This is a genomic window from Streptomyces sp. HUAS ZL42 (assembly GCF_040782645.1).
Taxonomy (GTDB): domain Bacteria; phylum Actinomycetota; class Actinomycetes; order Streptomycetales; family Streptomycetaceae; genus Streptomyces.
Window position 1 is genome coordinate 6,599,964 of record NZ_CP160403.1, and the last position, 12,651, is coordinate 6,612,614.

The window sequence follows — 12,651 nt, forward strand, 5'->3', positions numbered from 1 at the left end:
GGCATGCAGCAGAGCGACGGTGTGCGCGTCATTGGCCAGCACATCGTGGAGTTGTGTGCGCTAGGTGGCGCCGGACAGTCGGAAGTCGAACTCAGATGCAGCAAAGGTGGAGTTCACGGCCCTGAAAGTCGCCCGCCAGCGGGGATTGGCCGGGGATGTGCCACCGCACGTCGGGGTCGAACACCTTCACCAGGGCGTCCACGTCGCCTGCCGAGACGACGTGCATGGCGCGCCTGAACACAGCGATGTCGGGATGTTCGGCCTTAAGTCATGACGCTGATCCGCCCCCCCGCCGAGGATGACGCCGCCCGTATACAGGATCGTTAGGCTGATCGCGTGGGCCCGTCGGGGGTCTGTGGCCCGTCCCCGGCGGTCAGAGCCCGGTTCGCCGTGTCCAAGGAGGCCCCATGCCCGTGGCACGCCTGCTCGGCGCCTCCATCGCCCTGATGGCGGTGCTGCTCGCTGGGTGCACCGGAAACGATGAGCCGCCCCGGCCGTCCGGTGAGATCAGCGTGGCCACCGGCAACCCGGGCGGCGTCTACGCGGAGTACGGGGCCGGATACGCCGATCTCATCGAGCGTCGGCTGCCCGACGTGTCCGCCCGTGTCCTGTACACCGGGGGCAGCGTCGACAACCTGCGACGGCTGGGCACGGGCGAGGCGCAGGTGGCCCTCACGCTCGCCGACAGCGCCGCGGACGCCCTCGCCGGGCGGGCGCCGTTCAAGGGGCGGGTACCCGTGATGGCGCTCGCCGCGCTCTACGACAACTACCTGCAACTGGTGGTCCCCGCGGACAGCCCGGTACGCAGTGTGAAGGAGCTGCGCGGGCTGCGCGTCTCCATGGGCGCCAAGGGCTCGGGCACCGCGTTGCAGGCCGAACGCGTCCTGAAGGCCGCGGGGCTCTCTCCGGGCGAAGATGTGAGCGCAGAGCGCCTCGATGTGCGGGAGGCGACGGCCGCCCTGGCCGCCGGGCGGATCGACGCCTTCTTGTGGAGCGGCGGCCTGCCCACCGCGGCGATCACCGAGCTCCGCCGGACGTTTCCCATCCGCCTCGTCGACCTCGGCGACGTGGTCGCCGATCTCACCCGGTCCTACGGCGAGCTCTACACGGAGACCACCGTGCCTGCCGTCGTCTACGGGGCGCAGAGTGCGGTGACCACCGTGAGCTTGCCGAACTTTCTGGTGGTGCGGAGGGACATGCCGGACGCGGAGGCGTACTGGCTGACCCGGCTGCTGTTCGAGGGGCAGTCCCAGCTCATCCGCGCCCACCCGGAGGCCCGTCGGCTGGACCGGCGTACGGCGATCGCCACCCATCCGCTGGACCTGCACCCGGGCGCGGCGCGGTGGTTCCGCGAGTCGCACCCCTGACACCGGCCGACGTTCTGGTCAGGGTGCCGCGACGGGGGGTGGGGGAGCACTGGGCAACCGTACGGTGGCCGCGAGTCCGTGCGGCTCGGCCGCCGCCAGGCGAAGTTCGCCGCCGCCCGCCTCCACCACCATGCGGGTGAGGGCGAGGCCGAGTCCCGTACCCCGGACGTTCTGGTGGCGTGTGCTGCGCCAGAACCTCCCGCCTGCCTGAGCCAGTTCCTCGGCGGTCAGCCCGGAGCCGCCGTCGCGGACCGTCACCTCCACCACACCGTCGTCCTGCCCGCCGTGTGCCCCAGCACCGTCACCGCCCGGAGCCCGGGCGACCGAGACGTCCACCGGGGTGCCGTCGCCGAACTTGAGCGCGTTGTCGAGCAGGGTGTCCAGCGCGTGGTCGAGGCAGTCGGGCAGGGACAGCGCGCCCACGCCATCGGGAACCCGCATCGTGAGCGGCACGTCCTCCGCCTCGTAGGCCGTCCGCCAGGCGTCGACCCGGTGGACGACCACGGCCGTTACGTCGACGGGCCGGCGTTCCGCCTCGGACGCCTCGGTCCTGGCCATGCGCAGCAGCCCGTCGAGGATCTCGCCGAACCGGTCGGTCTCCTCCACGGCGAAGTGGAGTTCGTGCAGGCCACGTGGGTCGTTCACGAACTCCTCGAGGTTCTCCACCCGCAGCCGGAGCGCGGTCAGCGGATTGCGCAGCTGGTGGGAGGCCTGTGCCACGAATGCGCGCTGCTGCTCCTGCGAGGCGTGCATGCTGTCCGCCATCGCGTTGAAGCTGTTGGCGAGGCGGCGCAGTTCCGGAGCGCCCACCCGTTCCGAGACCTTGGTCTTCAGCCGCCCCAGGGCGACCTCGTGCGTGGCGCGGTCCAGTTCGTGGACCGGGCGGAGCACCCACCGGACGACCGGGGCCGCGACCGCGACGACGACGGCGGCGAGTGCGGCGAGGCTGCCCAGGACGACAAGGGTCACGTGGTCGGCGACCTCGGAACGGGCCCGGTCGGTGGGCGAGACGATGAGTACGGCGCCGAGCACCCGGCCGTCGCGCTTGACCGGCTCCGCCAGGACGAACGGGCGATGGTCCCACGGCCAGACCACGCTGGGCTGCAGCGCGGGCCGGTCGGCCAGGGCTCTCAGCAGCGCCGACCGAACCTGCGGCTCCGCCAGGTCGAGGGGGCGGGGGGCGACGACGATCTCGCTGTCCGCGTCGATGACGGCGACCCGCGAGTCGTACAGGGCCGTGTAGCGGTCCGCGGCGGCCTCCAGGCGGCCGGTCCGTCCCGATTCGAGGGCGGTGGCCGCCATGTCGGCGAACCATGCGCCGTCCTCGACCCGTCCGATGAACGAACGCTGGACCGTACGCTCCGCGGTGGCCCGCACCAAGGGCAGGCTGAGCGCCACGATGAGGCCCGCGACCAGGGCGAAGACGATGACGAGGAGTCGGCGGCGCATCGGTGATCAGCGTGCTCAGGCGTCGGCCGCCGTGGGCGGCGAGGCAGGGGTCGGGCAGTCCGAGTTCGGGGCAGGAGCCGCATCAGGGGCGGTGTCCGGGGCCAGGGGCGCAGCCGGAACCGTGTGCGGGGCCACCCCGTCGGCGGTTGCGAGGCGGTAGCCGAAGCCGCGCACTGTCCGCACCACGCTTCCCGCCCGCCCCAACTTGCCGCGCAGGGTGGCCACATGCACGTCGAGCGTGCGGGACATGCCGTCGTACGTCGTCTGCCACACCTCGACGACGATGCGGTCCCGGGGCACGGCGGCACCGTCGGCGCGCACCAGCACGGCCAGCACCTCGAACTCCTTGCGGGTGAGGGGCACCGGCTGCCCGTCCAGGGTGACCGCGCGCCGCCCGAGGTCGATCTCGAGGCCGTCGACGGTGACGAGCCGGGTCTCGTGGGCGCGGTGGCTCATGCTGCGCCGGAGCACCGCCTCGATACGGGCGAGCAGCTCGGCGGTGCCGAAGGGTTTCACCACGTAGTCGTCGGCGCCGCTGCGCAGCCCCCGTACCCGGTCGGGTTCGCCTCCCCGCGCGGTCACCGCGATCACCGGGATCCCGCCCCGGGCACGTAGCTCCCGGCACACCTCGATACCGTCCCGGTCCGGCAGGCCCAGGTCCAGCAGGACCAGATCGACGGCGGGCGCGGCCAGTGCGTCCGCGGCGTTGGCCGCGCGCCGCACCTCGTAGCCGTTGCGACGCAGCGCACCCGCCAGGGCGTCGGCGACCCGATTGTCGTCTTCGACCAGGAGTATCCGCACCGCAGCCCCCTGTTCTCGTGCGCCGGACCCTGAGCCCCGTCAGGGCACGAAGGCCAGGGGCAGCGCGGGTGTCGGCCGTCGGGAAGAGCGTAGAAGTGATCCCCGTCACCCAACCCTAAACCTAGGTTAAGACCGCAGGCGTTCTCTGTTGCCGGCTTATGACGGCTGCCAGCTTGGGGTTACAGCGAAGCACCCAGCCCCAGGAGATGGCCGAGATGAGCATGGCAACGGCGCCGACCGAGCCGCAGCAGCGGACCGCTGAGGATCTGGTGGCCGAGTTCGACCAGGAACGGCCGGCCCGGAAACTCTCCCCGCGGGTGTCCGTGCCGGTGTCCCTGGCATGCGCGGCCCTGTCGGTCTTCGTGCTCTACGCGATCTTCTTCCCGCTGGCCAAGGGCAGCCAGTACTACCTGACGATCTTCCTGGCCGCGACGCTGCCGCTGGTCTTCCTGACCTACCGCGGCACGGTGCGGGTACCGGCGGTGCTGCTTCCCTGGCGGCGCGGCGCCGGCGCCCACAAGGAAACCGGCCAACCCGCACGGCGCGACGACCCCGGCTGGTTCGACTGGCTGCTCGCTGCGGCCGCGCTCGCCGTGTGCGTATACCCGCTGCTGGAGTTCGACCCCTTCATCGAGCGGCGGCAGCTGCCCACCTCCCTCGACGTGCTGGCCGGGCTCGTCCTCATCGTGCTCGTCCTGGAGGCGTGCCGCCGCACCACCGGCTGGGTGCTGCCGGCCTTCTGCGCGGCCTTCCTGCTCTACGCCTACTACGGCGGGCTGCTGCCGTACGACTGGTCCCTGGCGCACGGCGGGTTCGACATCGACGCGATCGCGGCCCACTTCTTCATGGGCACCGACGGGGTGTACGGCGTACCGCTGAACGTGGCCGGTACCTACATCGTGCTGTTCACCATCTTCGGCGCGGTCCTCGACCTCTCCGGCGCGGGCAAGTTCTTCATCGACCTGTCGTTCGCGGCCTTCCGCGGCTCCCGCAGCGCCCCCGGCCGTACGGTGACCGCCGCCGGCTTCCTGCTCGGCACCGTCTCCGGGTCCGGCACCGCGACCGCGGTCAGCCTCGGCTCGGTCGCCTGGCCCGTGCTGCGCCGGGCGGGCTACCGCAAGGAGCAGGGCGGCGGCGTGCTCGCGGCGGCGGGCATCGGCGCCATCCTCTCCCCGCCCACCCTGGGCGCCGCGGCGTTCATCATCGCCGAGTACCTGCGGGAGAGTTACCTCACCGTCCTGCTCTACGCCCTGGTGCCCACCCTCCTCTACTACTTGGGCATCCTCCTCGCGGTGGAGATCGACGCCCGCAAGCACCAGGCGCAGCCAGTGGTGGGGGAGAAGGGCACGTCGGCGCTGAGGCTGCTGGGCCGGTTCGGTTACCACTTCCTCTCCCTTTTCATGATCGTCGGTTTCATGGCGGCGGGCCTCCCCCCGTTCAAGGCGGTGGTCTACGCGACGGCCCTGCAGTTCCTGGTCTCGTTCCTCGACGCCGAGCACCGGATGACGCCGCGGCGGCTGTACGCGGCGCTCGCCGACGGCTGCCGGTCCGTGCTTCCGGTGGTCGCCACCTGCGCCGCGGCGGGCATCATCGTCGCCGTCGTCACCCAGACGGGGCTCGGCCTCAACCTGGCGTCGGTGATCGTCGACGCCGCCGGACTCTTCGGTGACGACAAGACGGTGGAACTGGTCCTCACGGTCGTGTTCGCGGCGGTCTCGGTCTCCATCCTCGGCCTCGCCGTCCCGGTCACCGCTTCCTTCATCATCGCCGCGGTGATCATCGCGCCGGCGCTGCTCTCGCTGGGGATCGCCACCCACGAGGCGTACATGTTCATCTTCTACTACGCCGTGCTGTCCGAGGTGAGCCCGCCGACGGCGCTCGCGGCGGCGGCGGCCGCTGCCATCACCGGGGGCAACCCGATGCGCACCATGGTGGCGACCTGGAAGTACTCGCTGCCCGCGTTCCTGGTGCCGTTCGCCTTCGTCCTCACCGACAACGGCTCCCAACTGCTCGGCACGGGAAGCCTGTCGGGCATCGCCTGGACCACCGCGGTCTCCGCCCTCGCCGTCGCCGCGCTGGCCGCAGCCACCGGAGGGTGGCTGCTCGGCCCGGCCGGGCGGGTGGAACGCGCGCTGTGCGCCGCCGCCGCGCTCTGCCTCCTCTACCTCGAACCCGTCGCGATCACCGCGGGTGTCGTGGCCCTCGTGCTCGCCCTCGGCGTCCATCTCGTACGCCGCAGGCAGAAGACCCCTGCGGTTCCCACCACCGGTGAGAACCGTCAGGCGGACACCATCATGGAAGGACACCTGCCCTCATGAAGCATCGGATGCGTGCCACACGCCTCGTCGTCGCCGCCCTTGTCACCGCTCTCGCCGCCACCGCCTGCGGCGGCGGGAAGCAGACCGAGAACACGGCCGCAAGCGGCGGAAAAGGTGGTCGGCTCACGATCGCGACCGGCGCCACCACCGGCGTCTACTACCAGATCGGTGGCGGCCTCGCGGAGCTGATCTCCGACAACCTCGACGGCTACCGGGCCACCGCGACCTCCACCGGCGCGTCGGTGCAGAACATCCAGGGCCTCGCGGCCGGCACCTACGACATCGCGTTCTCCCTGATGGACACAGCCGACGACGCCGTCGAGGGCACGGAGTCGTTCGACGCCCCCCAGGAGATCGAGGCCCTGACCCGGCTGTACCCGAACTACACCCAGGTCCTGGTCCGGGCCGATTCCGGGATCAAGTCCCTTGAGGACATGAAAGGCAAGAGAGTGTCCACCGGGGCGCCCAATTCCGGCACGGAAGTGATCGCCAACCGTCTGCTGAAGGCCGCCGGGCTGGACCCGGCCAAGGACGTCACGGCTGAGCGCCTCGCTCTGCCCGAGTCCGTCGACGCCATGAAGGACAGCACCATCGACGCGCTGTTCTGGTCCGGCGGACTGCCCAGCGGCGGTATCACCGATCTCACGACCAGCCTCAAGAAAGACGTCCGTCTCCTGGACGTCACCCCGCACTTGCCCGCTCTGAACCAGGAGTACGGCGACGTCTACCAGAAGGGCTCCATCCCGGCGTCCGTATACAACCAGTCCGAGGACGTGCCGACGATCGTGGTTGCGAACGTGCTGCTCGTGAAGAAGGGCTTCGACCCGGAACTGGCCGCGGACATCGTCAACCTGATCTACGAGAAGAAGAGCGAGCTGGAGAAGGTGAACGCGGCAGCGACCGAGATCGAACTCGCCAAGGCGCAGGCCGTCTCACCCGTCCCGCTGAACGCCGGTGCGGAGAACGCCCTGAAGGCGCTGGCCCAGAAGTCCTGAGCCTGCCTCGCGGGCAGGGGCCGGTCCACGTCCGTGCACACCACGGGACCGGCCCCCCAACCGCCGGGCACCCTGGCGCCGCCGAGGAGGAGCAGAGCCTCCAGAACGGCCGGAGGACCGACCGGTCCTTCCTCCACGAGGCACGGCGCCAATTTTCCCGCCCCTGCCGGAGCGGGCCGCCCACCAAGGAATGATCATGACGGACATCCCGGGACAGTCACTGTTCCACAGCTTCCGGGTCTCCCCGGAGGACCCGGCGACCGTGCCCAAGGCCCGTCGGTTGCTCCTGGCGGTGGTCCGCGACTGGAATCTCCCACTGGCGGACGAGACGCGCGACGACCTCGGGCTGCTCTCAAGCGAGGTGATCGCCAACGCGGTGCGCCACACCACCGGGCCGTGCTCGGTGACGGTGCGCTGGACGGGGGTCCGGCTGCGGGTGGAGGTGACCGACACGGTGGCCGGGCTGCCGACACAGCGTGGTCACGAGTTGTACGCCGAGAGCGGCCGGGGGCTGGTGCTGGTCGCGTCGGTGGCGGCGAGTTGGGGCAGCGCCCGCACCGCCACAGGCAAGGTCGTCTGGTTCGAGGTGGCGCCCGGGACGCCGACCGCTGACCTTGACCTGCTGGCGTCGTAACGCCGGCGATCGCCGGGTTCTGCACGTATCACGGAACACTTTCCTCACAGCTGGGATGAAGATGATCTTGAGAACGTTCGGCTGGTCGTTCGCGGTCACGGCGCTCGGTCTCGCGTTCGCCGCGTGGCAGTGGGGCTGGGAGGCCTTCGGGATCGTGCTGATCCTGTCGGTCCTGGAGATCTCGCTGTCCTTCGACAACGCGGTCGTCAACGCCGGAATCCTGAAGAAGATGAACGCCTTCTGGCAGAAGATCTTCCTCACCCTGGGCATTCTGATCGCGGTGTTCGGCATGCGGCTGGTCTTCCCGGTCGTCATCGTCGCCATCAGCGCCAAGGTCGGGCCGATCGAGGCGGTGCAGCTCGCCCTCGACGAGCCGGACCGCTACGAGGACCTGGTCACCGACGCACACCCGGCGATCGCCGCCTTCGGTGGCATGTTCCTGCTGATGATCTTCCTCGACTTCATCTTCGAGGACCGCGACATCCAGTGGCTGGCCTGGATCGAGCGCCCGCTGGCCAAGCTCGGCAAGGTCGACATGCTCTCGGTCTGCATCGCGCTCATCGTCCTGATGGTCTCCGCGATGACCTTCGCCACCCAGGCGCACGTCAGCACGGGGCACGCGGACAAGTCCGCCACCGTGCTGCTCTCCGGTGTCGCCGGTCTGATCACCTACCTCGTGGTCGGCGGTCTCTCCGGGTACTTCGAGGACAGGCTCGAAGAAGAGGAGGAACACGAGCACGAGGAGGAGGAGAAGGCCCGGGCCGAGGGCAGGCCCGTCTCGGCGGTCGCCCTCGCCGGCAAGGCCGCGTTCTTCCTCTTCCTCTACCTGGAGGTCCTGGACGCGTCCTTCTCCTTCGACGGCGTGATCGGCGCGTTCGCCATCACCAACCACATCTTCTGGATGGCGCTCGGCCTCGGCATCGGCGCGATGTACGTCCGGTCGCTCACGGTCTACCTGGTCCGCCAGGGCACCCTCGACGACTACGTCTACCTGGAGCACGGCGCCCACTACGCCATCGGCGCCCTCGCCGCGATCCTGCTGATCACCATCCAGCACCAGATCAGCGAGATCATCACCGGCCTGGTCGGAGTGATCCTGATCGCGGCGTCGTTCCTCTCGTCCGTCCGCCGCAACAAGGCAGTCCCGGCGAAGGAGGACGTGTCAGGAGTGGACACACCATGCGCCCGGCGACCCCATGCCGGCTTCTCGGCGACGGTGAATCGTGACCTCTGACACGGTGATCGCCCAGCGGATGGGCCGGGAGCCTCTCCCGGCCCGCCACCGGCGCAGCCACCGCCCGCCTCCGAAGAGCCTCCCTGCGCCGACGGCGACAACCGCCGTGCACCATCCCGGTTCCCTCGCGCAGGGATCAACGACTCGGAACCCCTACCGCTCCGAATCAGCAACTGCTGTCACTCCCTGACCCCGACCGGCGTCCCGGTCAGAACCGTTCCGAGGATCGGCGCGTCGGTGAACGCAACGTACGCAAGCAGGCCTGATCATTTGCGGTCGGCCCCTTCCTGCCGTATTCGCCTTCCGGCACGGTTACGCCTCACCGACGCGCTGCCGGGGAAACCCGACCACGTTCTCCTGCCCTGTGTGACCTGTGCTGATCGCGCTCCGGGGCATGTTCGCACCGCTGAATCCATGCGGCCGTTCCGTTCGTCTGTCCTCCCGTCCGAAGGAGACTCGGTGTCCTCCCACGGCCCGTCCCCTGAACACGACTCGACCACCGTCGCCGCCCTCTACCTCAGCGAACTCCGCCACGGCTCGTCGTACACCCCCGCGGAGCTGAGGCAGGCCATCGCCCAGAGCTACGCGGGCCTTCATCCGTCCGAATCTCTCCTGCCCCGATACTGGGCGACCTGGCGTGCGGCCGACGTGGGCGATGAGGACTTGAGGGAGCGAAGACTCTGGGCCCTGCGCATGGCGGCCGTTCTGGCACAGGACGAGCAGCAGACGGGGAGGGCGCCCTCGTCGTGGGCGGTCGGCGCTGCGTCCGCACCCGCCGCTGCCGCCTCCCCCAGCCGCGGGCCAAATCCAGCGGTGCAGCAGTTGCGCGCGGCACGGCGGCTGCCGGTGCGCGTCACCGTCACGGTGCTCGGCGTCCACCTGACCGTCGCGGGCCTGGCCAGGCAGGCCGGAGATCTGCTGGCCGTGCCGATCGCCGGCCCCTTCAACGTCGGCTTGGGCCTCCTGCTGGTGCAGCTTGCCGTCACGGCCGGGGCCGCCGTGTGGTACGGGCCGTACGCCCGGACCGCGATCGATCCGCTGACCGAGCACGTTGCGTCCTGCCTCGCACACCCGGGGAGCGACCGTTGATCACTCAGGCTTCCTACAGCGACACCTTCCCGGTCTTCACGGTCTTCGCCGCCTTCGGTGCGAGCACGCTGTTCCTCTGCCTCGCTGCCGTTGGCCGTGACACCCTGAGCAACTTCTACCTCGGCCACCGACGGCTGTCATGGGTAGGAAACGGACTGGCCGTCTTCGGCATTTACATGTCCGCCGCCGGGATGCTGAGCAACCCGGGTCTGGTCTCGCTGAGCGGCTACGACGGCATCCTGTACGTGCTGGCCTCCTCAGCCGCCTGGATCGTGCTCCTGGTCGTGATCACCGATGCCTACCACGGTTCGGCGCGATTCACCGTCGGCGACTCTCTCGCCCGCCGTCTGAGTCCGCGGCCCACGCACCTGGCCGCCGGTGTGGTTGCCCTGGTCATCTCGCTGGTGTACCTGATCGCGCAGCTCGTCGGCGCCGGGACGCTCGCGGCGCCCATCCTCGGCCTGGACGGGGCGGCCGCCCAGAGGGCCCTCGTCGCCTGTCTGGGCACGTTGATGATTCTCTCCGTGGTCGGCGGCGGCATGCGGGCGGCAACTGCGGTGCAGTGCGTCAAAGCCGTGCTGCTCCTGGCGGGTGGTGCCGTTCTGGCGCTCGCGGTGCTCTCGCGCTTCGGCTGGAACCCGGCAGCCCTGCTGAGTGCCGCAGTAGACCACAGCGCTCTCGGCGACGACTTCCTGCGGCCCGGCACGCACGCCGACGAAGGCGCCAGTGCACTGGATGCGCTGGGCCTGGAGCTCACCAGGGTGCTCGGATCCGCCGGTCTGCCGCATGTGCTGATGCGGATCGGCACCGTGGCCACCGCACGCGAAGCAAGACGATCGATACAGTTCAGCAGCCTTCTGATCGTCTGCTTCTCCTTGGCGGCCGTGGTGATCGGGCTCGGTGCGGCCGGCCTGCTTGGCACACAGGCCATCGCCTCGGGCAGCCCCTCCGGCAAGACCGCCGTACTCCTGCTGGCCGACTCCCTCGGCGGCTCGCTTGCGCTCACCGCCGTGTCCTGCCTGGCTTTCATCACGATCATGGCGGTCGTGACCGGCCTCATCCTCACCGCGGCGGCCTCACTGGCCCACGACATCTACGGGGCGACGATCAGGCGGGGCAAGGCTTCGGAGCAGGAGGAACTCGCCGTGGCCCGAGGGGCGGTCCTGCTGATCGGCGCGGGCGCCATCACCCTGTCCATGTTCGCCCAGGACCTCAACCTGTCCCTCCTGGTGGAACTCGCTTTCGTCATCGCGGCCTCCGCGGTCCTGCCGACCATCCTCTACAACCTGTGGTGGCGGGGCTTCACCACCCGAGGGGCAACCTGGAGCCTGTACGGCGGACTGCTGACCGCGCTGCTCCTGATGACGCTGTCCCCCGCGGTGTCCGGGCATCCGGCCGCCTTGCTGCCCGACGCGGACTTCGCGATCTTCCCCATGCGCAACCCCGGCGCGGTGTGCATTCCCGCGGGCTTCTTCCTCGGATGGCTGGGATCGGTCCTCGACACGCGGAGGCGTTCCGCCGAAGCAGCGGGCCGGCAGAGCAAGGACCGGGCGGCGCCTGCCCCGACCGACTGAGCGGATCACTCGTGCCCCGGCGCGTCGGCGACCAGCAGCCCGGGCGGCGAAGGAGCCGCGCACCCCGGCATGACGACCACTGGAACGGGACACCAAGCCCCGGGCGAGCTCGAAAAGAAGCGGGCGGGAGCCTTCTCCCTCGGCAGGTCGGCTCCGAGGAACTGCGCGTCACAGGGCTCACAGCACGCGAGATCGGCCTGAAGGCGGCGGAGCGCGGAATTCCGTTCGACGCGCGGGGCGCGGTGCGTCCGGCGGGTGGTCGGGGCGGCCACGCGATACAGGTGGGCCACCGCTTCGTCGTCCAGTTGCAGAGCTCGCGCCATCGCCCGACGTCGCGGTGTCCCTGGCTCTCCGGAACGGTGTCCGGACGCAGTTGGGACGCAAGGATGGGAACAGGCATGGGACTTCGATCATGGCCCCTCGGGCGACCCCCAGCTGGCCCGTAGCGTGGCGAGCGGAGGACTTCGCCGGCACCCTGCGCGCCCGCCTTGAGTGGAACAGCCTCGCCGTCCAGCCCTGACACGGATGGCGCCGCGGAGGTCAGTGGCTGCGGGGCGCGTACATGATGACGGCCATGCCCGCGAGGCAGATCAGGGCGCCGATGACGTCGTAGCGGTCGGGGCGGTAGCCATCGGCGACCATGCCCCAGGCGATCGAGCCGGCGACGAAGATCCCGCCGTAGGCGGCGAGGATGCGTCCGAAGTGGTCGTCGGGCTGGAATGTGGCCACCACCCCGTAGAGGCCGAGGGCGATCGCACCGGCGCCGACCCAGATCCAGCCCCTGTGCTCCCGGATGCCCTGCCACACCAGCCAGGCGCCGCCGATCTCGAACAGGGCGGCAACGACGAACAGGGCAACGGAACGCGCAACGGTCATGGCCGGTGAGGCTACCGGCGGCCCGTGGTGGTGATCTGAACCGAGTCGCCGGATGTCCTGCAGTCGCACCCGTTGGCGCCTGCTGCTTTGGGCGCGCACGAGCAGGAGCGAGGGCGCCGGCCGAGCCACCAGGTTCCGGCGGTGAACACGGCCAGGACGACAGCGAGAGCGGGCAGCCGGCGCACCACGGCTCCGGCACCGGCGCCGATGACGCCCGCCGTGATCAGCATGGGCCGCGCGCAGCATGCCACGCAGGGCAGGGCGGCCAAGCCCCCGAGCATCTTTGGGGCGCGCCCAGGGCGGGGGTCAGCAGC

The 12,651-nt window shown here is 70.3% G+C and carries 12 protein-coding genes; 7 read left to right on the forward strand and 5 right to left on the reverse strand.

All coding sequences use genetic code 11. From position 1 onward, the window contains the following. Window positions 1–91 precede the first annotated feature (91 nt). Window positions 92–226, reverse strand: a complete 135-nt coding sequence (locus ABZO29_RS30105) for a hypothetical protein (RefSeq protein ID WP_367323299.1) — start codon at window positions 224–226, stop codon at window positions 92–94. A gap of 181 nt (window positions 227–407) precedes the next feature. Between ABZO29_RS30105 and ABZO29_RS30110 the strand changes: the two genes are divergently transcribed. After that, window positions 408–1,367 (forward strand): TAXI family TRAP transporter solute-binding subunit, encoded by a 960-nt coding sequence (locus ABZO29_RS30110; protein ID WP_367323300.1) that lies wholly within the window; start codon window positions 408–410, stop codon window positions 1,365–1,367. An 18-nt stretch (window positions 1,368–1,385) separates the two neighbouring features. Here ABZO29_RS30110 and ABZO29_RS30115 read toward each other — a convergent pair whose 3' ends face one another. Then, on the reverse strand, window positions 1,386–2,816 hold the full coding sequence (locus tag ABZO29_RS30115; RefSeq protein WP_367323301.1) for an ATP-binding protein: 1,431 nt from the start codon (window positions 2,814–2,816) through the stop codon (window positions 1,386–1,388). A 15-nt stretch (window positions 2,817–2,831) separates the two neighbouring features. After that, on the reverse strand, window positions 2,832–3,617 hold the full coding sequence (locus ABZO29_RS30120) for a response regulator transcription factor (RefSeq protein WP_367323302.1): 786 nt from the start codon (window positions 3,615–3,617) through the stop codon (window positions 2,832–2,834). 215 nt (window positions 3,618–3,832) lie between these two features. On the opposite strand from ABZO29_RS30120, the gene ABZO29_RS30125 reads away from it, so the two are divergent. The 6 genes from ABZO29_RS30125 to ABZO29_RS30150 all read left to right on the forward strand — a co-directional run bounded on the left by ABZO29_RS30125 (window position 3,833) and on the right by ABZO29_RS30150 (window position 11,461). Then, window positions 3,833–5,935 carry a TRAP transporter permease gene (locus ABZO29_RS30125; protein ID WP_367323303.1) on the forward strand — a complete coding sequence of 701 codons (2,103 nt, stop codon included), beginning with the start codon at window positions 3,833–3,835 and terminating at the stop codon, window positions 5,933–5,935. A gap of 8 nt (window positions 5,936–5,943) precedes the next feature. Then, a complete protein-coding gene (locus ABZO29_RS30130) occupies window positions 5,944–6,930 on the forward strand; it encodes a TAXI family TRAP transporter solute-binding subunit (RefSeq protein ID WP_367323304.1) in 987 nt (328 codons plus the stop codon). Window positions 6,931–7,126: 196 nt separating this feature from the next. Next, a complete protein-coding gene (locus tag ABZO29_RS30135) occupies window positions 7,127–7,564 on the forward strand; it encodes an ATP-binding protein (RefSeq protein ID WP_367323305.1) in 438 nt (145 codons plus the stop codon). Window positions 7,565–7,625: 61 nt separating this feature from the next. After that, window positions 7,626–8,798 carry a DUF475 domain-containing protein gene (locus tag ABZO29_RS30140; RefSeq protein WP_367323306.1) on the forward strand — a complete coding sequence of 391 codons (1,173 nt, stop codon included), beginning with the start codon at window positions 7,626–7,628 and terminating at the stop codon, window positions 8,796–8,798. Window positions 8,799–9,257: 459 nt separating this feature from the next. After that, on the forward strand, window positions 9,258–9,887 hold the full coding sequence (locus tag ABZO29_RS30145; protein ID WP_367323307.1) for a DUF485 domain-containing protein: 630 nt from the start codon (window positions 9,258–9,260) through the stop codon (window positions 9,885–9,887). Continuing rightward, window positions 9,884–11,461: a cation acetate symporter gene (locus ABZO29_RS30150; protein ID WP_367323308.1), complete on the forward strand. Its 1,578-nt coding sequence runs from the start codon at window positions 9,884–9,886 to the stop codon at window positions 11,459–11,461. The genes ABZO29_RS30145 and ABZO29_RS30150 overlap by 4 nt, the downstream gene beginning before the upstream one ends. A 540-nt stretch (window positions 11,462–12,001) precedes the next feature. On the opposite strand, the gene ABZO29_RS30155 is transcribed toward ABZO29_RS30150, so the two are convergent. Together ABZO29_RS30155 and ABZO29_RS30160 are read right to left on the reverse strand one after the other, a co-directional pair. Continuing rightward, complete coding sequence (locus ABZO29_RS30155) at window positions 12,002–12,337, reverse strand: YnfA family protein (RefSeq protein WP_367323309.1); 336 nt, start codon at window positions 12,335–12,337, stop codon at window positions 12,002–12,004. A gap of 11 nt (window positions 12,338–12,348) precedes the next feature. Next, a complete protein-coding gene (locus ABZO29_RS30160; protein ID WP_367323310.1) occupies window positions 12,349–12,606 on the reverse strand; it encodes a hypothetical protein in 258 nt (85 codons plus the stop codon). Window positions 12,607–12,651: the final 45 nt, after the last annotated feature.

What these genes read in the sequence shown, in the direction of transcription:
- ABZO29_RS30105 (WP_367323299.1), bottom strand. Translation starts at nt 226, where the DNA reads ATGCACGTCGTCTCGGCAGGCGACGTGGACGCCCTGGTGAAGGTGTTC.
- ABZO29_RS30110 (WP_367323300.1), top strand. Translation starts at nt 408, where the DNA reads ATGCCCGTGGCACGCCTGCTCGGCGCCTCCATCGCCCTGATGGCGGTG.
- ABZO29_RS30115 (WP_367323301.1), bottom strand. Translation starts at nt 2,816, where the DNA reads ATGCGCCGCCGACTCCTCGTCATCGTCTTCGCCCTGGTCGCGGGCCTC.
- ABZO29_RS30125 (WP_367323303.1), top strand. Translation starts at nt 3,833, where the DNA reads ATGAGCATGGCAACGGCGCCGACCGAGCCGCAGCAGCGGACCGCTGAG.
- ABZO29_RS30130 (WP_367323304.1), top strand. Translation starts at nt 5,944, where the DNA reads ATGCGTGCCACACGCCTCGTCGTCGCCGCCCTTGTCACCGCTCTCGCC.
- ABZO29_RS30135 (WP_367323305.1), top strand. Translation starts at nt 7,127, where the DNA reads ATGACGGACATCCCGGGACAGTCACTGTTCCACAGCTTCCGGGTCTCC.
- ABZO29_RS30140 (WP_367323306.1), top strand. Translation starts at nt 7,626, where the DNA reads ATGATCTTGAGAACGTTCGGCTGGTCGTTCGCGGTCACGGCGCTCGGT.
- ABZO29_RS30155 (WP_367323309.1), bottom strand. Translation starts at nt 12,337, where the DNA reads ATGACCGTTGCGCGTTCCGTTGCCCTGTTCGTCGTTGCCGCCCTGTTC.